The following is a 22,674-nucleotide window of genomic DNA, read 5'->3' as shown; positions in this document are numbered from 1 at the left end:
ATAGTAAGAGAAACTAACAATATCTACGATATGAAAAATACACATCTGTATCGGTACAGATGTGTATTTGGAGGAATACTATGCTTAAATATGAAACAATTTATCAATCTCTACTTCAAAAGATACAGTCTGGGGACTTTCCAGCAGGGGCAAAATTACCCTCAATTAGAGGCTTATCGCAACAATATATTTGTAGTAAAAGTACAATAATATCTGCCTTAAAACGATTGGAAGAGCAACATATTATTTATTCCATTCCAAAGAGTGGTTATTACGTCGTGGAACATCAGGTTTTTGAGGAACCCACATCTACTGAAGGCGTTGATTTTGCAACATCATCTCCAACATGGCATGCATTTCCTTATAAAGATTTTCAACAGTGTATTAACAAAGCGATTGATACATATCAAGAAGAATTGTTTCGTTATGGAACACCAAAAGGTTTATCTTTATTAATTATAGAAGCTAAGAAGCTCTTAGAATCTTATCAAGTATTTACGAAACCTGAACAGATTTTCATCACTTCAGGGGTTCAACAGGCACTCGCTATACTGAGCATGATGCCATTTCCAAATAACGGATCTACTATTTTAGTTGAACAACCTAGTTACCATTTGTATATGGATATGTTGAAAACATATGGAATTCGTGCAATAGGAATTCAACGTACAGCGCAAGGTATTGATCTAAAGCAACTAGAAAAAATATTCAATGAAGAAGAGATTAAATTTTTTTATACAATGCCACGCTTCCATAATCCTTTAGGAACGTCATATAGCAAAAAAGACAAAGAAGCTATTTTACAGTTAGCTTATAAATACAATGTGTATATTATAGAAGATGACTATTTAGCAGATTTTGAATATAACACTAAGAATGATCCTCTTTTTGCAGAGGATATTAAAGAACAGGTTATCTACTTAAAGAGCTTTTCAAAAATCATGTTTCCAGGTTTAAGAATTGGTCTAGCCGTTCTTCCTCCCCCTATTCTTAGCACCTTTCAAAAATTTAGAATGACCATAGATATAGATAGCTCTATGATTTCACAAGCTGCACTATATCTTTATATAAAAAGTGGTATGTTTGAACATAATAAATTAAAAGTAAGTAGTATTTACCATAAACGTGCACAAATTCTTCATCAATCGCTGCAAAATCATCTGGCTAATTACGAGTCATCGTCAGAAATAGTTATGCATGGTCATATTTTGTTACCTAGACAAGTAAATATGAAGTTATTTATTCGTTATTTATATGAACAGCGTGTATATCTGGATTCAGTTGAAAGTAATTATCTAGCCAACTTTCACAAAAAACGGGTTTTAAAGTTAAATGTGTCAAATGTTGAAAATCACCGAGTTGAAGAAGGAGTCAAAAAAATTGCAAGTGCTTTAAAAAAAAGAGATAACTATTTCTTTTAATTACTTAATGTAATTAAGGTCTTTAACACTGTTTAAGAAGAAGAGACTTAAAAGTATTATTCTTGTAATGATGTACATTTTTCTCACGCGCCATTTGTATTTATTCCTACCAGTAATGTGTTTTATGTTAACTAATATTATTTATCGTATCCAGTGTAAAATTAGAAAAACTCCCTATTTCCGTAGGGAGTTTTTCTATAGGTTAATGAGATTCTAGATTGGAGATACTTTTCAGCATCTTGAGTAGTTTGCTCTTTATAAATAAATTTATTCATTCACAAAAAGTAGTTTTTGTTTGATAAGAGTTAGGTATGTACTATGTACTGCTTTGAATGAGTATCTTTTATTTCTCATGGGTCACATAGTCAAAAATCGTACGATTAGCAAAGTGAGCTCAACTAATCGTACGATTAGTATTAATTAAAATTCATTTTCTCGAGCTTGTTTCATCCCCTATACACTTTTTAAGATTTATACTTGATGAACAGGTTAGTTTTCTTTTTACAAAGTACATTATAAAAAAGAAAAGTGAAAATATGATGAAAATATAATGAGTTATATAGTTAATATAGCTTTAAATGGAGTATACAGTCTAAAAAAACGAAAAATCACTGTTTCCGTCAGTGATTTTTCTGGTTACCAGTATGCTATACATACTCCGATGTCTTTTAACATCGTGAGTAGTTTACTTCAGTTATAAAAAAATATTCATAGTGGTTAAGTTACATATAATTATTTTGCTTCTTATTGAATGGTGTTTAAGTTTTGTGACCTCATTAGTTTTACGACTGTTTCACCAATTTGTCTTCCCAATCTTAAACCTTCATCATTATCTACTTTAAAATGTACCCCAGCATACAAACGAGATTGAGCACTTTCTTTCATCAAATTTTTTATTCTTGCCGACTCTGAGGGGAAGAGATAACTTAATAATATTTCTGAACATCCTGCAATAGTAGCATGGGCAGAAGGATAAGATGGAAAACGAGGAGTAATCAACACGGTAGACAAATTTCTCCCGTATTGATTTGGTCGTGCTACATCCCATAGATATTTTAAAAACCATGTGATTACGAATGTATCGTTTATAGCAGCATTGGAATATCCTAGTGCTCTGGAAATATGAGGTGATCCTAGCCTATATTTTTCACCTAAACCAAAAATCATAGCAGTAATTTTTGCACTTAGTTCACCTGTACCCCAATATTGCGCAATTTGTCTTTGTTGAGGAGTTAGCGACTTTAATGTTTGATCTACTAGAAAAAGTTCTGTTTGCCAATTAATCTCATCAGGATTTTTAATTCTCCAATTGATAGGTTGATGAAAGGGATCTAAGAAATTATTATCTCTACCTTTTGAAAAAAAAACATTGGCCAATACCCTGCTTCTGAAGAACCTTTAGGAGGTGTTTTCTCTCCGTCATAAGGGTGTTCTTTCCATTTTCTGTAACTTGTTCTCATCAGTTCCAACCCCTTATAGAATCTATTCTTCTTTTTCTTTATGATTAAGAACAAGAAAGTATGTCAATATCGTGCTTTTAGAAATAAATTCTATAAACCTTTTACTTTATGGAATTTATATTTCCGATAATGTTGATTATGTTAACTAAGATTGTATAGAGTATACAGATTAAAAAGAGAAAAACTCCTGTCGTTGGTCAGGAGTTTTTTCAGTAACGTATTAAGGTATTAAAAGTGATACGTAACGTATCTTGAGTAGTTTGCTCGAATAATAATAACTTATTCATTTTTAAGAACTTTTGTTAGAAGTACTATCTGATTATGCAACTCGTTCTTAGTAGGTAAATGTCTACAGTTATCATAATCTGCAATTAGACATTTAACCTCCCTATAGAATAGGAAATGTTCATAGTTATCGAGCATATTTTCTCCTCCTGATGCTATCCCTATCTTTTATATGTACCCCTTCAACACGTTCTTCTAACACATGATTTCCGATAAAGTACATTATGTTAAGAATGCTCCACAAATCCGTTATTTTATGACTATTCAATAACTTACAATTTATAAGCTGTAAAAGCCACTAGTAAAAGGACTTTTAGTATCAAATATGTTAATTAAATGTGTATAGGATATTCATCTAAAAAGAGAAAAAGTCAATTCAAAATAGTAGAGAATTTCTTTTATACCAGCTGCATAGTTAGAGCAGCATAACATATTCTGCTTGAGGCCCTTTATGACCTTTATATTCTATATAAGAAACTTCCTGACCTACTTTTAAAGAGTTGGAGTTATAAACAGAACTAAAATGAACAAATAACTCCTCAAGCCCATTATCTGGTAAGATGAACCCAAAACCTTTTTCCTTGTCGTAACATTTCACTGTTCCTGTTTTACTTTCTATTATAGATAATCTCCTAATACATTTATTTGTAAGGTAATTATACATAAATATAAAATAAGCTGCCTCTTTATAATCCTTAGTAGTTTTTATAATAACCAAAGATATATAGCAGATAGAAAATTTTTAAAAAAAGCACATAAGAGATGAACTTTTTCTCGGAAAATATAGGGCTTAGGATTGCTGGTTATACTCTATGATTCTTATTTTGTTTTATACCCACTGATAAAGCTTGTTATATAAATAAAAAATACATGTTACGAAAAGTTTTTGTCTAGTAATTCAATTACATTATGGAATTGTATAAATAATCATTTGTTATGTAAGCGTTTTCTGTTATACTTAGGTTAGGTGGATAGCATGCGTGGCTATCGTTGTATTTGGCGCAGGTGGGGCCCATACAAAAAGAAAGAAGGAACTTTTCTTAACTCTGTGTTGTGTTACATACAACTTCGTACATACAAGTTAATACAATCAATAAGTACATTATTAATTTGTATGTATAAGAGATTACTAGATAGGTAATGATAGAAGTAAGAAACATAAATAAAGGAGGAAAAGATGTTGAAAGAATATAAACAGGTGTTTTCTAATTTTATTGATGAAGACCGATTCGAACTACATTCATACCTTACTTATTTATTCAATCAATCTCAGGATAAAGATTTAATTCAGTTAGAAGATGAACATATAACATGATAAATGTACACATATTGTAAAGTGGAAGGGTAAATATATGAATAGAAAAATAGGATAAGCGACCTTACTGTTCGAATTAGGATAGATAAGTCGCTTATTATTGTTCTCATGTAAAGGCTTCCTGTTAGTGGGTTAATTCTATTACAGAGGGTATTCTATGAGATACTTCGAAGCTGTTTAGTTAATCGTAAGAGGGTTTCTTTACCCTTATTGTTTTAATATTGTTCCATTTGTACCAAAATTTATGTTTTTTGAACGTCACGTAGATTTTTCATTGATAAAAGTTGATTAAATGTAGAATTCATGTCTTTTATCTCTCCTATCTTTGTGCAACCGTTTTTCTTTGTATTCCACACCCATCATTCTTTTTCCTTTAAAAGCTTTCCATATTTAATAAAAAAACTCAGTCAAAAAAGACTGAGTTTCTGCTTATTATATGCTATTTACACCACTTTCTACCATAGCATGTTCCCAGCTAGGGAAAAAATAAAGTGCATTTTTCATTAGTTTTGGATGTGTTTGCTTTACTTTTTTCTTTTTTAAAGATTGTCCATTCGTTCCTAAGTACTGGATTTGGGCTTTGACTTCTTCGACCGTCATATCGGCTTGCATAAGATCACTCCCTTTATCAAGTTGACTCTAGTATTCCCTTCTTTCAGATAGATAAAACATATACTTCTAGAATTAGCTTATATTTATTTATATTTAATACAAATTATAAAAAATAACTATAACAAAGACTGCCCATTATGTATCAGCCTTCCACCAAGGATTTTTTCTCCGGAGTATGCAGCTTTTTATACATATGCTTGTCTCAGAAAATAGTCTTTATATCCTCTTATATCTAGATAATAAAATATTCCTTGAATTAAGGTAATAATTCATAAAGACTAAGTTACTCTTCATAGTAGTACGCATGACAATTTTTGCTAAATTAATGGTTGTATTAATCAATTACTCAACTTCCTCTCTATATAGCTTCATCATTTGCAAAAAATAAAAACGATATTTCTATAAACATATGCTTGTCACTACAAAAAATAGTCTTTATGACGAAAAAATATATGTTATTATTTAACTCCAGTTATACATTCCTTTAAAAAGTTACCACTCCAATGCCTTTAGATAAAGTTGCTTTTTTCTTATTTAACTACTAAAGAAACTTCCACTCTTTCTTTTTCTCTTATAATGGTGATGTCCATAACTTCCGTGATGATCACGGCCTTTTCTATAATCATCACTACTGCTATAACTCTTAAAAGGTTTTGATTTTCCTCTCTTGTAATCACTACTACTGTAATGCTTATGTTTATTATTCATTAGTGAATCAAACAGTTTCTTGAACATGATTTAACCACTCCTCATAATTAGTTTAAATCTATAAAAAACAAAAAGCGCTTTTATCTTTTTAGTAGATAAAAGCGCTTGATGTATAAACACAGACTTCACCTAACTAAAAATGTAGGCAAAGGTCTTGCTAACAATTAAGATTGCCAACAAAGCCGGAAACATTCTGTTTCGTAGTGACGACTTTTGTTGTACAGCTACTCCCCTTTGGAGTATTAAGTTTGTTCAATGGTAACGTAAATCGATTGTATAAGTCAATTGATAACTAATGAATAATTATCTTTTAGAATCTTATTCTTACCGTTTATCTCAACCTAAAATCCTTCTAAAAAGCCACTCTTTTAGAGTGACTTACATTACACAAATAAAACCCTTAAACATTATTTTAGTGTTACACTTGAGAGTTGTGTAACTAACTTATCTAGATAATCCATATACTTTTTAAAACATTTAAGTACAAGTGCCATGACGTTACGATTTTCTACACCTCGTTAAAACCAAGTATACATAAAAATCACCTCAAATAGCTTAAATTCACATTGATAAGCACTATCTTATAGGAATTCATCGGATTGTAAGAACCACTTCATCTTTTGAAAAGTAATTTGCCCAAACCTGTTATCCTCTCTGCTTCTTTCTGTTTTTCAAGAAAGCAACAAGAAGAAGCAGAGGAGGAATAATTGCGTAGAGTGGAATATTCAGAACAACTGGTGCTATCTTTAGCCCTTCATGGAGATGTTCTTGAAAATTACTCGCAATTGTAACAGACAAAAATAGAATAATGAGACCCATTGGATACGCCAGTCGTGAAGGTGATTTAATCTTAAATAGGTTAGCCGTGCCTATGACGGCCGCATAGAACAACACGCTTACCTTAAAGAAACCACAGATTATCAAGGCTAGCATAAAAAACACATCAAGACGTTCTAAGAAATCAGCTACTTGAATGCTCTGTACTGTACTAAGAAGAGGGAACTGTGAACGTGCAGTCAGGTTAACGCCAAGTACACTAATATTAATGAGCATCGTAATAACCAAATTGATTCCACTTAATCCCGTTGCACATAACATGGTTACCTTTGCCTTTTCAGGGTTATTTAGGTAAGGTAAAATCATTGTAAACACAATGGCTTCTGCAAAAGGGAAATACATGGTTTGAGTAAATACAACTTTTAGGACGGGTAACATGCCCTCTTCAAGTACCGGTTGTAATTTCGTAACATCAATTAAACCAGAACTCACAATCAAAATAAAGCCAGTGACGGCAAGTACATACATAAAAATGAAAAAGAGCTCCCCTGATCTCGCTATGACCTCGATTCCTTTGCGGACCGTATAAATAATAACCAACATCAATAAGGCATTCGCGATGAATAAAGGCGTGTCCGGATAGGCAAAGGTTAGCAGCATTTCACCAAAATCACGTAGAACCCTTGCAGCATCATACATAAAGTAAAGGAGGTAGACAAAGGCAAGTACAGTTCCCATCACTTTACCTAGAATATTTTGCACATACTCCGTAGGCAAGAGATCTGGATAATACGAATAAAGCCTATAATAGACTAATAATAGAACAAAACTGCATCCCATTCCAAGTAGAATCGCAAGCCAAGCGTCCTGTTTGGCTCCCATAGCAAGAGGTACCAGTAAAGCACTTCCCAGTTCGAACAGAACCATTAAAATAAAGAGCTGACTGGCACTAATTTTTGCTTTCTCCATTTAACTGGCACCTCCTTTTCTTCACTTTTGATTCTCTTTTATCCCTGAAAGAAACGACTTATTTCGTAAGCCAGCTCGACGTACATAAGCTTCCACAGTAATATCTACGTTTAATTTTGGAAAGTACAAATTACTCCATTCTGGTTCTAGTTTTTTCCATTGATTTGACCTAGTACGGTGAACGACTTCGCCGAATCCAAAGATATCAGCTTTGTCTTTCTGCGCATGTTCAACGGCTTTTTGCAGCTCTTTTTTAATTTCTTTTCTCAATGCTTGTTCGATCTTTGTAATGACCTTTGGATTGGTTATATCTACAGGTACCTCCATTTCACCAATGTCTCCTTCAACACGCGCATGAACGGAAATATGAGGTTGACCATTCTTCACTTGGGCAGATACACTTGTTTTTTGACGTACGGTTTGATAGGCAATAGCTTCTTTTTTTCCATCCCAATCGATGTTGATATCTGTTCCTTGTATTTCATCTAGAATCCACACCGTTCCTCTTGCTGTGCCTCCATACAGCCAATCTATTAATTTTCCTTTTCTTAAAACGGCGAGTCCCGAAGCTCGAAGTGTTGCTGCAGGTGCACTTTCTTGAAGGTTATCCAGCTTTTGTGCTTTCTGTGGATTTCCAACCAGACGAAATCCTGATACGACGGCTTCTCCTCCAGGAGATTGGAGTCCATTCATTACGTCTTGAAGCGAAACTTTTACAGTCTCTCCCCATTTTCTTTGGGTGAATTCTAATGTTTTCATCACTTTATTCGCTGGAATCTTATCAACGGGTGTTAATGCTTTAACCAAATCTGCGGCAGTTGAATGATTCGCAATCACCATGGTTGAAGTATTCCGAAACTCAGGGTCACGGTCAAGAGCATCCATTAACGGGTTAACCCCATCTTCTCTTGCCATCCTCTCACCAATAACGATTAAGTTTGCATGGGCATAATACAGCCTCCGGGAAATCCTACTTGAAGCCCGTCTACTTGCTTCGACTATATTGTCTCCTGAAGCTGAATAGATCGTGACAGGTGGACTTTGCGCACCACCACCACCTTGTATGCCTCCTGCTACGTTCCCTGGATTAATAATTTGGAGCGTTAGATGATAGCTTCCACCTTTGGTTTTGTCGACACCCATTGCTGATACAAAGGCCAGGTCGGTTAACTCTTTTTTACTCCAACAACTGGAGAGCAAGACAGTAATCATCATCATCAATAAAAGAAAAGCCCCTTTACGTTTCATTCTTGTCACCTTCTTCGAGTTTTTTATATGGGTGCATGGAGAATAGATCCTTTAATATCGGGGTTTCAACTACTCTCTTTATAATGATGTTAAGATTCGTTCATAATGAATCCTATATATCTTTTACTAGATAAACTGTACAGGGATTTGTAGCAGCATGATGACGGTTCTTTATTATGTTTTGATTTTTAAAGGATAAAGGCACGGTTTCGACACCTTTTTATCTTTGGATATTTTAACCAGATGCTGATTTTTTATGTGAGAGTTAATAAAAATGCTTCTACGCCAAAGAAAAGAAGATAGTTGGGATAACATGATATGTAATAAATAAAAAAGCCCATCGACCTAAGTGGATGGGCTTTATCTTTCCTATATGAATTGTTAGACTAATTAGCGCGTTTTTTTACTTTTTTTCTCTACTCGAAATGCTTTTGAACTTAAATATAATTAGTTATAGATTAAAAATGTATCGTTCAAAAATACGTATACTTTTCCCTATTTGTAAAAGTATAGACTCACAAATAAAAAGCTCCTTATCATAGAAGAAATAGAGCCTTTTACCATGTTGTTTCCGACAATAGTGATTATGTTAACTGGATTGGTATACCATGTACAGACTAAAAACAGAAAAAACTACCTGCACGGTGACATAAGGTAGTTTTTTCTAGTCGTAAAATATAGATGTTCAGCTGATGCCCTATTGCATCTTGAGTAGTTTGTTCATAATAGAAGAAGGTATTCATAATTTGGACCACTTGTGCCTATAACGGAGAATATGTTGGCCAAAGTATATATTTAAAGTGGATTTTTTAACCAATGAGAATCTTTTCTTCTGCATACCGAATTTTAGCTTGTTTATTTGAACGAATCGCAAGCACAAAACCAATGGTAAGAGGACCCACTCTGCCAATAAACATCATAATCGTAATGAGAATTCGGCCGACAGGACTTAAGTCCCCTGTAAAGTTAGCACTTAATCCAACTGTTCCGGAAGCAGAGAACGTTTCAAACAAAAGGGTAGACATATCTACACCTTTTTCTGTAATTGTGAGTAGAAAGAAAATAATAGAAACAAAAATAATTCCAGAAGTAGCAATAGAAAAAGCTCTATAAACAAGCGATTTAGGAATTCGGCGTCGAAAAACATTAATCTCTTCTTTATTTGTCAATACTGACCATAAAGCAAACAATATTAAGACAAACGTAGTTATTTTAATTCCACCACCTGTTGAACCTGGAGCTGCTCCAATAAACATAAGACCCATCATATACACTTTTGAAGGTAATGTGAGCGCCCCGATATCCAAGGTATTAAAACCAGCAGTACGAGGAACTACTCCCTGAAAGTAAGCTGCCCACCATTTATCACCCATACTTAATTCACCCAAAGTATGAGGGTTATGATATTCTAGAGCATAAATAATTAGTGTGCTCACGACATTTAGTACAATCGTTGAAACTAATACAATTTTAGTGTGAAGAGAAAACTTCCTTATGTTTCGTTTCCGAAAAATATCTGCAATGACAAAAAATCCAGTTCCTCCTATTATGAAAAGTAACGTAATCATAATATTTACGGTTGGATCTCCTACCCATTTACTTAAATTATCTGGTTCCAACCCAAATCCTGCATTGTTAAAAGCCGATATAGAATGGAATATCCCATAATAAACAGCCTTTCCCCAGCTCATTTCTTGAGACCAACGAATAGCTAAGATAAGCGCTCCAATACCTTCCACAGCTAATGTAATTAGCACAACACGTTGGACTAATGCAATAACGCCTTGTAGCGAAAAAGCATTTAGAGATTCCTTAAGTATTAACCTTTGTTGTAAGCCAATTTTTTTACCTAGTACAATAAACATGAGTATACCAATAGTCATGAATCCCCAGCCACCAACTTGGATGAGCACAAGTAGAATGAGCTGTCCAAATAAAGTAAATGTAGTTCCGGTATCTACAACAGCCAGTCCTGTTACACATACAGCAGAAGTGGCTTCAAAGAGAGCATCAATAAAGCTTAAATGATGTCTATCGCTTGTAGCAACAGGAATCATTAATAAGCCGGTGCCGAGCAATATTAATCCTAAAAATCCTACGAACAAAATACTTGCAGGTTCCAGATGCTTCACTTTATTTTTTTTACGTGGCTTAGAAATTATCATATTACATTTCCCTTCAAAATGTTTTGAGTAAAGATTTATTATATATCATACCCATTTATTTCAGAAGATGGTCATTGTTTTTATTGCCCTCATTGCTTCTTAGAATACCTGTTATGTAAATTAATTTTATTTATCATATACAAATAAAAAAGGATCTCGAGAAGATCCTTTTTCGTTACATGATAATAGTTCCAACTGTTACAAAGGAAAGGCCAATTAATATGGTTAATCCTTTGATTAGACGCCATGGAGATTTACTTAATAATCTAAACAAAAATTCAAATTCAAAGTAACCACTTACTCCGATAGGACTCTGGTTTTTATAATCCCTTTTCTTCATCTTGAACAAGGAAGAATAGAGAATAAAAATCCCCCAAATAATAGCTAGTATCCCTATAAGCGTTCCCAATCTTTTCACCTCTAATTTCAAATAGTTAAATTAAGTCTTTGTGGGATTTTATTACAATTGAAGTATACTATGCTTGTTTTTAATTTTAAATGTTTATATACATTTATTGGCTTCATGTTTACTTTTATTCGTTCTAACAACATGAATTATGTTAAGTAAATCGTAAAGTATTTTATAAAAATTATTAATTATACTATTTACTCTTCGTGACGACAAATATCGTCTTCATGTATTGCAATATATGAAGCAAAATAAACATTCCAACAAACAAGGTGTAACGGCTAACGCTAAATCTAAAACGAGAGATATAATAAAGTAAAGAGTCTATGTATGTAGGAGGAATATTGATGATACACCAAAACAAAAGGCCGAACTTTAAGGTTTCACACGTTCTCCGGCTTATCTTAAATACAGCATTGATTTTACTAGCTGTTACTTTATCCGTTTTGCTTGGTAAGGAAATTTTCCATTTCATTCATTTTTCTATTTTTAATCGAGGAATTGAGACTCATTACAAAATTCTTGAAAGTATCTTAGTTTTCTTTTTGTACTTTGAATTTATTGCAATGATCGTAAAATATTTTCAAGAGAATTATCACTTTCCTCTACGCTACTTTCTCTATATTGGCATTACTGCATTGATACGTCTGGTTATTGTGGAGCATGATAACCCAGTTAATACACTTTTGCACACTTGCGCTATTCTTGTGTTAACTATCAGTTACGCTATTATAAAGTTTTCGTCGAAACAAAAGGAGAAACTATAATTATGCCTTGTTAAAAATAGGATATCTTTTCATTGTGCATTTTTGTGCAGAATAACAGCACGAAGGCTTCCAAGGAGGACTATACGCTATACATTCATATACATAAATTACTTCCGAAAAATCACATTATAGTAACTAGTTTTGTATAGAGTGTTCATCTGATTATTGGAAACCTTATTCAGCAATCTGTCCAGATTGTTTAGAAAGATTTTTTAATTTGAAGGTGTCACGAAAAGGTGACACCTTCATTATTTATACAGTTTTTATCATATTACTTAAAATATCATAAGCCAATGGGAAAGTAATGAAACCATCATCTTCTAGAAAATGTCCCCCCTTTTCAACAGGATAAAAGGACGTATCCAATTGTTTTGATAAGTTTTCACTTAATTGAAAAGGAACAATATAGTCATCCTTTGCAGCAATAACAGCACGTGAATTAGTTGCAGAAATTATTTTTTGGTAATCCACTTTTTCAACTGTAAAAGGATCTAGTGAAGGTAAAGATGATAATCGCTCAGCAAAGCCAGAAACAAGAATAAATCCTCCAAATCCTGGTAATGGATCTAACTGTTCTAGATAGTTCAATAGTGTAATAGATCCCAAGCTATGTGCTACAAAATAAGCGTTGTTATCTAAATTCTTTATTTTATTAGCCAATGTTTTCAACCATTCTTCCTTCTTGGGGTCAGACGAATTTGGCATGTGAAGAACCGAAACTTGATGATTATCTGCTATTAATTTTTCTTTTAACCACGGGAACCAATGATTAGATGGTGAAGCTCCGTATCCATGGATAATATATACTTGTTTTCCCATTGCTACTCTCCCTTTCTTTTTATAGATGTAAAAACAGTATATTACTAATCGAAACCTATATGGTAGGAGAAACACTTGAATGAGCAGTTAAAAAAATCTTTTAAACGAAGATCTTTTTCAGTGCCTATAATCGTGATTATGGTGCGACAAGAAGTCGCTTTCTTACAGTGTAGCTAACGCTACTCATCTAGACGCGAAGATGATCTCCATCCGAAACGGCATTCTTGGTAACGAGTCTGTCGGTTGCATGAGGAAATGTGGAAACAGAGGACAAATGCATGGTCCAGAATACTGCTAGGAGAAGATAGGTATGGTAAACGAAAGTGAAGGTTTGTAAGCTTCGTAAGGGTTAGCTCAAGATAATGCACAGCTTTGCTTGGGTCTTTGGCAAGAGGAAAAGTAGAATCATAATGCTGCTCTGATGCGTCCCGCATCTTGCCCGGAGTAAAGCAAATCTACTGCTTTCCATTCGCAGAGTAACACAACAAAATAACGGTAAGCGAACACCTGGTGTAGATGGCTATACGGCTTTAAAACCAAGCGAACGTATCAAACTTTATAAACAAATAGTTAAATGTAATGTCTTTCAACATCGTCCAAAGCCAGCAAAACGAACGTTTATCCCGAAGAAAAATGGAAAAATGAGACCTCTCGGTATCCCCACGATACGAGATCGAGTGTATCAAAACATAGTAAAAAACGTACTCGAACCACGATGGGAGGTCAAGTTTGAACCAACTTCTTACGGTTTTCGTCCTAAACGAAGCACACACGATGCTATAAGTAATCTTTTTAATAAGCTTAACACGAATAGTAAGAAAAAGTGGGTATTTGAGGGAGATTTTTTAGGATGCTTTGACCATCTTAATCATGATTGGATAGTAGAACAAACATCTATGTTTCCAGGAAACACTCTCATCAAAAGATGGCTTAAAATGGGATACATAGAGCAGGATATGCTTCGTACGACAACAGAAGGAACCCCTCAAGGGGGTATTGTGTCTCCCCTTCTAGCTAATATCGCCTTATGCGGTATGGAAGAAGAAATTGGTATTGTTTATAAAAAGATATACAAACCAAACGGAGGATACGCAATCGATCCAAAATGTAAGATAGGACGTGTTCTCTATGCCGATGACTTTGTCATCGTAACGGAAACGAAGGAAAAGGCTGAAAGCATGTATGAGAAACTAACTCCTTACTTACAAGAGCGAGGAATTACACTTAGTAAAGAGAAAACTAGAGTTACACATATTGAGAACGGGTTTGATTTTCTCGGTTTCTCGCTGCGTCAATACAAGACGGAACAAGGCAATAAGCTACTAATCAAACCTAGCAGAGACAGCATTAAAAAAGCAAAAAATAAGATAAAAGATACGTTCGCAGTAATGAGAGGACGACCAATAAAAGAACTAATACGTGTTTTAAATCCAATTATTGGTGGTTACGGACAGTATTAGAAACATGTCGTTTCTAAAAAGACGTTTGGATATATGGATAATTACTTATTCCTCAAAATAACAAAACACCTTAAACGACTACATCCAAAGAAGGCGTGGAAATGGATTATTAAACGTTATTTTAAGAACCCCAACCATGGAGGGAATGATAAATGGACTCTCACATGTCCACTTACTAACATTCAATTGTTAAAGATGTCCTGGATTAAGATAGAACGGCATGTCATGGTAGCCTATAAAAACAGCCCAGATGATCCGAGTCTAAGAGAGTATTGGGAAAAACGAGACCGTAAGGTCTTTAATAATGAAAATACATTGGATAGGATGAAACTCGCAAGAAAACAAGGATATCGTTGTGCATTGTGTAAGCAGACTCTACAAAATGGAGAGAAAGTTACAGTGCGAAACCTAGAGGTTTCTACAGGTGAATTTGCTAAATTAGTACATGTACCATGTATTAAATAAACAAGTTGTTCGGATAAAAAGAAGGCTTGAGCCGTATGACGGGAAATCTGTCACGTACGGTTCTTAGGGGGGCGGGCGCTCGTGAGAGTGCCTGCCTACCCGACTCACCTACCTTTGTATAGCTTATACACCTTAAAAACAGAAAAAACTACCTTATGGATGGAGGTAGTTTTTTCTGTTTCACGACTTTATTCCATGAGACCTTTTGGCATCCTGAGTAGTTTGCTCAAAATATTTGATTTTATTATTTTTCTTTTGCTATTTCTTTTCTGTTAGGAGCAAGTGGTGGTTGTTCTAACCATTTATTCTTCACCATAATATCAAACCATTTTTTTGTTACGATTAGATTTTTGAGAATGATGCCTTCATAAGTTGTTACAAGGTCTGTTCGCATAGCTGATGCTAGACCTGTTCCGTGATACACTTGTGCAGCTTGGAACAAGAAACCAATATGATACATCATTAATTTATCAGAAAATGGAGAGTCTCTTGAAGTTGTAACTTCTGTTTCCCACGACATAGGGACTGGTAAATTGTCGGTATGCATAATTTTTGAAAAAGCTTGTATTTGACCATCAGCCGTTTTTTCCGAGTCCTCTAAAAACTTTCTTACTTCTTTTGATTGAGTGACCTGACTAAATCCAATAGAAAGAGTTTTAGCCATAATACTTTTTTTAAGGTTAAAAGAGATACTTATAATTTCAGGTGCAGATAGACGTCTTCCTTTTCCAAAAAAACCATCCGTGAAGTCTTGGCTTGAAATAAATTCAGGGTTCTCAGTAGGGTAAAAATAAGGGTCTCTCTGAAAATTTCCTTTCTCAAGTAATAATTCAATTGTTTGATGATACATCCTTTTTGCATCATTATCACATGAATCGTAAAAATGCCGTAGGTCTTCTCTGACGGAAACACCTAATGAAGTTGTATGTCCTAACAAACCATACAAAGTCATGATATGCAAGTAATTCAAGCAAAATATATCCGTGAACAATTTCTCAGTACCCTTATTAAGATCAGACTCAGTAAATCCAATTGGAACTGGAAACCCTTCGTTCTCTATAAAAGCTACGATTTGTTTTTTTTGTTTTGCGAAGGTTTTTATAGCATCTTCAAAAGTGGCTTTTATTGACTCATCCTCAATAATAGAGAACATATATCGATTTACTACATCTGTCATTGTTCCGTTTACATACTCTCCCCATAGTGTTCCTATTTCGGAAGATGTGAGTTTTAATTTATCCATACCCATATGATCACCTCTTGAATAATATTTGCTGATTCATTAATAGATATGAATTCTTTCTTAATAAAAAGGTTTTTTAGCATGTCATTTCCGATAACTGTGATTATGTTAACTAAAGATGTATAGAGTATACATTAGTTGAATTTCAATATTATACTGTATAATTTTGAATTAAAATGTTATTCAGCTTCTTATTTGAACCAAAATAAAGCCGTTTTCCTAAAATAACTAGGAAAACGGCTTTATTCTTAATGATACAAACCTTCTGTTTTTTTTGAACAAGTTGCATCTTATTTTTTAAAGATTCTTGCCAAAGAAATCTGTTAATTTAGGTACAGCTTGACCTACATATTCTGGGATATCATACATAGCAATATGCGTTGCACCCTCAACTTCGAACAATTCCTTTGGTCCATTCGACAATGCGTAGAATTGGTCGCTGTAACCGCGTGTATCAGCTTCAGTCCCTACAATCAATAACATAGGTTGAGTCAGGTAGATGCTAATTTGGCTACTTGCCGAGAATGACATGATTTTGTCAACGCTTGTAAATTTGAATCGATTCGTAGAATTAGGATGCTGTGCTCTAGCTGTTCTATAGTAGTCATAAGCTTCACGCATAAGCACAGGTGTATTTTCATCAATTTCTTCCAGCGTATCAGGCGCCCAAGTTTGTAGATTCACTTCTGTTCCATTTGCTTCTGCAGTACGCTGCTTCGCAACTGCCTCAAGTGTTTGTAATTGTGTTTCAACGCTCGCTTCTCCTCGGAACATAGCACCGATATCCACTGCACTCACAGTCGCTACTGCTTTGATGCGGCGTTCAGTTGGAGCTGCAGCTACAACATAACCGCCACCCGCACAAATACCAAGTGCTCCAATCTTTTCTTGATCAACATACGCAAGAGTCGTCAAATAATCTACTGCACAACGCACATCTTCCACTCGGGCATACGGGTCTTCTAGAAAACGTGGTTTTCCCTCGCTCTCTCCCTGACAAGATGCGTCAAATGCTAACGCAACAAAACCATTGTCAGAAAGCTTTTGTGCATATATCCCTGCAGTCTGTTCTTTTACTCCTCCACCAGGATGTACAACAACAATCCCAGAATATTTTTTACTTTCGTCAAATCCTTCTGGTAAATAAAGGTTCCCTACCATATTTAAAATATTATTTTTAAACGTTACTGATTTTTTCATGTTTATTTCTCCTTTTCCCATAAATTTAACTCCTATTTCACAGCCTATATATTGAAGAAATTATTGCTTTTTTGACCACATTTATTTTGATTAAAGCCTAATTTGTTAGTAACTATAACGACAACCATGTCTTTTAAGTAATCTACATAGAAGGTACGTTAGTTAATCACTTCTTTTTGAAATTCCTATCCCTTCTTTCATTGAGATTTTCTGTTTTATTATGCTGTAGGTGTTAAATAACACGCGAAAGAAATAATGCACATTGATGTATTATTTCTTCTATGTATATAATATAAAAGGAAAACAGGATGTTTTCAAACGTCAATTTCGATGAATTCACGCATTAATGCACGAATGAATTTAAACTGTGTATTAATTTTTAAGAAAGTTTGGTGACGATGACCATGACTAAAATCGATAGAAGAATACTTAAATCTCAAGAAGCCATAAAAAACGCTTTTATGGAACTTATGTCAGAACAAGATTTTGATAAAATTACGGTAAAGGATATTTGCAATGGAGCGAATGTAGGAAATAGAACGTTCTATCTTCATTATCTAGATAAGTTTGATTTATTAGATAAAATAATTGAAGAACATATTCGTAAGCTTAGAAATTTGTGTGAATCAGTATCTGAACTAAGCTTTAAAGAAGCCAACGTTATTTGGTTCGAATACTTTGAAAGCCATTATTTATTCTTTTCGACGATGTTAACAGGGAAAGGAGCTTTTGCTTTTCGTAAACATTTCTTAGAATTCGTTATTGAAGAATTAAAGAATGACGTAGATATCACTGAAGGTAAAAATCAAGGCTTCAGTGAAACCATGATTCTTACCTTCTTTGGATCAGCTATCGTAGGAGTAGTGGAAACCTATTTCATGAAAGGAATGCCTGATCCACCTGAAGTTGTAGCAGAACAACTGGGGACGTTATTAGATAGAAATCTGTAGTTATAAGAGCTTCTATATATTACAAAAGGTGATTAACATAGAAGGAAAACAGCAGCAACACATAGACTTTTTTTGTTGCTGTGTATGAACAATTGGTTAAGATAATTAAAACGGTAAATGCCAAAAAATCCTTATGTATTAATATAAGGATTTTTTGTGCCGATAAAGCACATTATGTTAACTAAATTTGTATATCATATACACTTAAAAACAGCGAATAAACTACCATCGGGGAGGAGGTAGTTTTTTCTGCTAGTTGTTTGAGTAATGCAAATAGAATAAGAATTAGGTTGATGCCTAACTAAACCAGAGACGATCTTTTTAAGCTAAGACACGGCTTCTTGTTGAAGAGGGTCAGAAAGCAAGCTATACGCTTCTATTTTCTTCTTATATTGCTTAACTACGTCTACACGGTCTTTATAACTATAAACAGACAATTTAACATTGTTTTTCCCTCTTTTAGTATCAATAACATAAGGGGTTTTAGCATTTTCAGGATGTAAAAAGTATTGTTCATTACCTGAATGCACATAATATTTCTCTAGAAAAGTTGCTTTATTAAAATTAGCAATAAAATTCTCTTTCTCTTCACCCTCTAATATTTTCCCAGCCTTTGTAATACTTACATGAGAGGGGTCAAGTTTAGAGTGGAGTTCGAATTTTCCGAGAAACCACTTAACTACTGGGGTTGGCATAGTTGTTATTAATAATTTTAGAGCACTTGCAACAATTATTGAAAGTACTACAATCCATGTCATCTTCATTCATCTCCGTTAATTACATTCTAAATATTATTACATGACTGGAGTTAGTATAGTTTCATGGACACCATTTAATTAAGTCCTTACAATGACTTTTGAGAGGATGTGTCCGAAATGGAACGTAAACGTGCAGGCAAAACATATAATGATGAGTTTAAGAAAACGATTGTGGATTTATATCATGCAGGAAACTCGGTTAAAGATTTAAGCAGCGAATATGGCGTATCAGAAGTAACAATCTATAAATGGGTGAAGGCCTTTACACCTATCAACTCAGAGGAAGGCTCTCTAACACCCAAAGAATTAGCTGACATTCAGAAGGAAAACCTTCGGTTAAAACAAGAACTAGACATTCTAAAAAAGGCTATGGCCATATTCGCGAAAAAGTGACAGAAGCAGAGCTCAACCATTTTATCGAGAAATATAAAGGGCAATACAGCGTTCAGAAAATGTGCGAAGTGTTAACGATTCCAAGAAGTAGCTACTACCACTCGTTCAAGAAGACGGTATCAAACCGCCAACAGGAAAACCAGAAGCTGACGAAAGAAATCCAACGAATTCATGTGAAAAGTAGAGCGCGTTATGGTGCCCCAAAAATTCATCAGACCTTAGTAAATAACGGGTGTTACCTAAGCCTAAAACGCGTTCAACGCTTAATGAAAAAAGCAGGAATTCGTTCGATCACAAAGAAAAAATACCGTCCTTATCCGTCAAAAGAAAAGGTTATACAGCTAGATAATCTGTTAAAACGAGATTTCTCTACACAGACCATTAACGAGAAATGGGTGGCAGATATTACGTATATCCCTACAGTAAGAGACGGTTGGTGCTATTTGGCATCTGTATTAGATTTGCATTCTAAAAAAATCGTTGGCTATTCTTTTTCCCGTTCCATGACATCCGAACTGGTTATAGAAGCACTTAGGAACGCTTACACTGCTCAAAAGCCCGAAAAGGGCTTACTTCTTCATACGGATCTTGGCTCACAATACACCAGTAGTGAGTTTACTCAGCATGTCCACGAATACGAGATGAAGCAGTCTTTCAGCCAGAAAGGCTGCCCTTATGATAATGCCTGCATAGAGTCATTTCATGCCATATTAAAGAAAGAAGAAGTGTATCATACGCAATACACAGACTATTCAGCTGCAAAATTAGCCATATTTCAGTTTATAGAAGGATGGTATAACCGAAACAGAATCCATAGTAGCCTCGGCTATCAAACCCCTCAAGCAATTGAGGATCAAATGAGAAAAATAGCTTAAGACTTAACTTTTTTGTGTCCAAATTATTGACTCAAATCCATGACTTATTTTCTAGTAAGTTTCTCATTTAGCTTTATAAACTCTATAGAACCTAAAAAGGGTAACGTTAATATTATTTGAGAGCTCGATGCTCTTTTAAAACGTGTATGAACTTTAAGTTAAGGTCTTCAGCACCTTGTACAGGAAGACCGGCTTCTATATTTTTTTTAGTATATAGTACATTCTCTTCTGTAATGATTTCACCAGGGATAAAAATCGGTATACCTGGTGGATAAACCATCACAAATTCAGCAATAATTCTTCCAATTGATTCTTCGAAGGGAACCACTTCTGTTTCCGCATAGAAAGCATCCCTAGGTGTTAAAGCAAGTAATGGAATTTCTGGCAATAGAACATCAGTATTTATATCGGTATCTGATTGATGCTTAAACTCTCTCGACAGTTCTTTTAAGGCATGGACAAGTCTTAAGACATCCTCTTCCTTATCACCCGGTGTGATAATGCAAAGAATGTTATAAAGATCAGACAGTTCCACTTCAATATTAAACTTCTCACGAAGCCATTTCTCTACAGCATACCCTGTAACACCCAATTCTTTCACTGAAATAACAAGCTTTGTTGGATCTATGGCAAAGGTTGCAGATGTACCTAAAATTTCACTTCCTGCGCAATAAAGGTGCTCAATTCTATTAATTTGATTACGGGTTTTTTCTGCCATACGAATAGTATCTTCTAGTAATGCTTGTCCTTCTGTTGCTAAAGATTTTCTTGCTGTATCCAGTGAAGCAAGTAATATATAAGAAGTAGAAGTTGTTGTCAACATACTTAAAATAGCTTGTATACGTTTTGTCGAAACAAGTGTCCCCTGTATATTTAATATAGAACTTTGTGCCATTGACCCTCCTAGCTTATGCACGCTGGTAGCTGCCATATCAGCCCCTGCTTGCATTGCAGAAAGAGGCAATGCATTATGAAAATGAATATGCACACCATGCGCTTCGTCTACAAGTACAGGAATATTATAGGAATGAGTAATTTCTACAATCTTTCTCAAATCCCCTGCGATTCCAAAGTACGTAGGATTAATAACAAGTACAGCTTTTGCATCTGGATGTCGTTTTAATGCTTTTTCAATAGATTCAGGCGGGACCCCATGTGAAATACCAAGGTCAGGATCTACCTGAGGGTAAATAAATATAGGTGTAGCACCTGAAAGTACAATTCCACTCATAATGGATTTGTGTACGTTACGAGGCACAATAATTTTATCGCCAGGCCCACATACAGACATAATCATTGCCATAATCACACCACTTGTACCTTGGATAGAAAAGAATGTATGATCTGCACCGAACGCTTCAGCCGCCAAATCTTGTGCCTGTTTAATAATTCCCCTTGGCTGATGTAAGTCATCCAACGGAGCAATATTAATTAAATCGATAGAAAGTGCATTTTCACCAATAAATTCCTTGAATTCAGGATCCATTCCATTTCCTTTTTTATGACCTGGAATATGGAATTGGATTGGATTTTTGTTTGCATGTTCTAGTAGTGCTGTAAATAATGGAGTTTGAAATTGAGAATACAATCTTTAATACACCTCTTAGTTTATCTAATGTTGTTTTTAATTATATGTGCAATAGACGTGTAATTTTTTCTTTAGAAAGTGTTTGTCCCACAAAAAAAGAACCAAATTCACCGTAACGGGCACTTACTTCATCAAACCGCATTTCATATATTAGTTTTTTGAACTGAAGAACGTCATCAGCAAATAACGCTACTCCCCATTCAAAATCATCTAAACCAACCGAACCTAAAATAATTTGTTTGACTTTTCCAGCATAACTTCGCCCAATCATACTATGACTTCGCATCATCTGATTACGTTCTTCTATCGGTAGTACATACCAATTATCGTTCTCTTGACGACGTTTATTCATGGGGTAGAAGCATATATATTTTGTGTCAGGTAAGATAGGATATAACCGTGCCTGAATCTTAGGATTCTCGTATGGATTTTCACCTTTAGCTAAATAATTACTTAGCTCTACTACAGATACATAAGAAGTAGCTGGTACCATATACCTAGCTAATTTAGTCTTATTCAAAGAATTTTCAATATCATTAAGTTCTTCCATATTTGATCGAAGGAACATCAACATGATATCTGCTTTATGGCCAGTAACCTGGAATACACCAAAGCTGCCTTCTTTTTTATCTTCAGTGATATGCCATGTTTCTCTCATCTTTATAAATTCATCAAGAGCAACTTGTCGTTCGTCACTAGATAGTAATTTCCACGTTTTCCAATTGAATTTATAAAAAACTTGCAGACAATACCAGCCATCTAAAGTTTGAACTGACTGATTCATAGT

Annotated in this window: 17 protein-coding genes and 1 pseudogene; 5 read left to right on the top strand and 13 right to left on the bottom strand. The window is 34.5% G+C overall.

What is annotated here, in order from left to right:
- The first annotated feature begins 80 nt into the window (after positions 1-80).
- Complete coding sequence (locus tag MKY06_RS09485; RefSeq protein WP_098278622.1) at positions 81-1,421, top strand: aminotransferase-like domain-containing protein; 1,341 nt, start codon at positions 81-83, stop codon at positions 1,419-1,421.
- A gap of 744 nt (positions 1,422-2,165) precedes the next feature.
- On the opposite strand, the gene MKY06_RS09480 is transcribed toward MKY06_RS09485, so the two are convergent.
- The 7 genes from MKY06_RS09480 to MKY06_RS09450 all read right to left on the bottom strand — a co-directional run bounded on the left by MKY06_RS09480 (position 2,166) and on the right by MKY06_RS09450 (position 10,960).
- Positions 2,166-2,798: a vanadium-dependent haloperoxidase gene (locus MKY06_RS09480; protein WP_081252132.1), complete on the bottom strand. Its 633-nt coding sequence runs from the start codon at positions 2,796-2,798 to the stop codon at positions 2,166-2,168.
- A 783-nt stretch (positions 2,799-3,581) separates the two neighbouring features.
- Complete coding sequence (locus MKY06_RS09475) at positions 3,582-3,830, bottom strand: cold-shock protein (RefSeq protein ID WP_049787034.1); 249 nt, start codon at positions 3,828-3,830, stop codon at positions 3,582-3,584.
- 1,083 nt (positions 3,831-4,913) lie between these two features.
- Positions 4,914-5,093, bottom strand: coding sequence for a hypothetical protein (locus MKY06_RS09470; protein ID WP_025751503.1), 180 nt, complete (start codon positions 5,091-5,093; stop codon positions 4,914-4,916).
- A 534-nt stretch (positions 5,094-5,627) separates the two neighbouring features.
- The gene (locus MKY06_RS09465) at positions 5,628-5,828 is read right to left on the bottom strand and encodes a hypothetical protein (RefSeq protein WP_025751504.1); all 201 of its coding nucleotides are present in this window, start codon (positions 5,826-5,828) and stop codon (positions 5,628-5,630) included.
- Positions 5,829-6,446: 618 nt separating this feature from the next.
- Positions 6,447-7,547 carry a GerAB/ArcD/ProY family transporter gene (locus MKY06_RS09460; RefSeq protein ID WP_098278623.1) on the bottom strand — a complete coding sequence of 367 codons (1,101 nt, stop codon included), beginning with the start codon at positions 7,545-7,547 and terminating at the stop codon, positions 6,447-6,449.
- 21 nt (positions 7,548-7,568) lie between these two features.
- Positions 7,569-8,795 (bottom strand): Ger(x)C family spore germination protein, encoded by a 1,227-nt coding sequence (locus MKY06_RS09455; protein WP_098278624.1) that lies wholly within the window; start codon positions 8,793-8,795, stop codon positions 7,569-7,571.
- Between the two features lie 809 nt (positions 8,796-9,604).
- Positions 9,605-10,960, bottom strand: coding sequence for a TrkH family potassium uptake protein (locus tag MKY06_RS09450; RefSeq protein WP_098278625.1), 1,356 nt, complete (start codon positions 10,958-10,960; stop codon positions 9,605-9,607).
- 756 nt (positions 10,961-11,716) lie between these two features.
- On the opposite strand from MKY06_RS09450, the gene psiE reads away from it, so the two are divergent.
- Positions 11,717-12,136, top strand: coding sequence for a phosphate-starvation-inducible protein PsiE (gene psiE, locus MKY06_RS09445; RefSeq protein ID WP_057274199.1), 420 nt, complete (start codon positions 11,717-11,719; stop codon positions 12,134-12,136).
- A gap of 252 nt (positions 12,137-12,388) precedes the next feature.
- Here psiE and MKY06_RS09440 read toward each other — a convergent pair whose 3' ends face one another.
- A complete protein-coding gene (locus tag MKY06_RS09440) occupies positions 12,389-12,955 on the bottom strand; it encodes an RBBP9/YdeN family alpha/beta hydrolase (protein WP_053487167.1) in 567 nt (188 codons plus the stop codon).
- 434 nt (positions 12,956-13,389) lie between these two features.
- Here MKY06_RS09440 and ltrA point away from each other — a divergent pair.
- Positions 13,390-14,880, top strand: a pseudogene (gene ltrA, locus MKY06_RS09435) (group II intron reverse transcriptase/maturase); the annotation flags it as partial.
- A gap of 244 nt (positions 14,881-15,124) precedes the next feature.
- Here ltrA and MKY06_RS09430 read toward each other — a convergent pair.
- Positions 15,125-16,129, bottom strand: coding sequence for a DUF3231 family protein (locus MKY06_RS09430; RefSeq protein ID WP_013056520.1), 1,005 nt, complete (start codon positions 16,127-16,129; stop codon positions 15,125-15,127).
- A gap of 291 nt (positions 16,130-16,420) precedes the next feature.
- Positions 16,421-17,323 (bottom strand): alpha/beta hydrolase, encoded by a 903-nt coding sequence (locus MKY06_RS09425; RefSeq protein ID WP_141528261.1) that lies wholly within the window; start codon positions 17,321-17,323, stop codon positions 16,421-16,423.
- A 404-nt stretch (positions 17,324-17,727) separates the two neighbouring features.
- Between MKY06_RS09425 and MKY06_RS09420 the strand changes: the two genes are divergently transcribed.
- A complete protein-coding gene (locus tag MKY06_RS09420) occupies positions 17,728-18,273 on the top strand; it encodes a TetR/AcrR family transcriptional regulator (protein ID WP_013056518.1) in 546 nt (181 codons plus the stop codon).
- Positions 18,274-18,599: 326 nt separating this feature from the next.
- Here MKY06_RS09420 and MKY06_RS09415 read toward each other — a convergent pair whose 3' ends face one another.
- Positions 18,600-19,031 carry a YfmQ family protein gene (locus MKY06_RS09415; protein WP_098278628.1) on the bottom strand — a complete coding sequence of 144 codons (432 nt, stop codon included), beginning with the start codon at positions 19,029-19,031 and terminating at the stop codon, positions 18,600-18,602.
- 117 nt (positions 19,032-19,148) lie between these two features.
- Between MKY06_RS09415 and MKY06_RS09410 the strand changes: the two genes are divergently transcribed.
- Positions 19,149-20,299, top strand: a protein-coding gene (locus MKY06_RS09410) for an IS3 family transposase (protein ID WP_340960601.1) whose coding sequence is annotated in 2 segments (ribosomal slippage) — positions 19,149-19,389 and positions 19,389-20,299 — 1,152 coding nt in all. Because the reading frame shifts where the segments join, the coding sequence is not laid out codon by codon here.
- Between the two features lie 112 nt (positions 20,300-20,411).
- Here MKY06_RS09410 and MKY06_RS09405 read toward each other — a convergent pair.
- A complete protein-coding gene (locus tag MKY06_RS09405) occupies positions 20,412-21,887 on the bottom strand; it encodes an aminotransferase class I/II-fold pyridoxal phosphate-dependent enzyme (RefSeq protein ID WP_098278629.1) in 1,476 nt (491 codons plus the stop codon).
- A gap of 40 nt (positions 21,888-21,927) precedes the next feature.
- Entirely contained in the window at positions 21,928-22,671 is a 744-nt protein-coding gene (hemQ, locus tag MKY06_RS09400; RefSeq protein ID WP_098278630.1) for a hydrogen peroxide-dependent heme synthase, read from the bottom strand.
- Positions 22,672-22,674: the final 3 nt, after the last annotated feature.

The sequence above is a fragment of the Priestia sp. FSL P4-0332 genome (assembly GCF_038005845.1).
In the GTDB taxonomy this organism is placed as follows: Bacteria; Bacillota; Bacilli; order Bacillales; family Bacillaceae_H; genus Priestia.
Note: the sequence above shows the minus strand (reverse complement) of the source record. Positions and strands in the feature narration are given on the sequence as shown.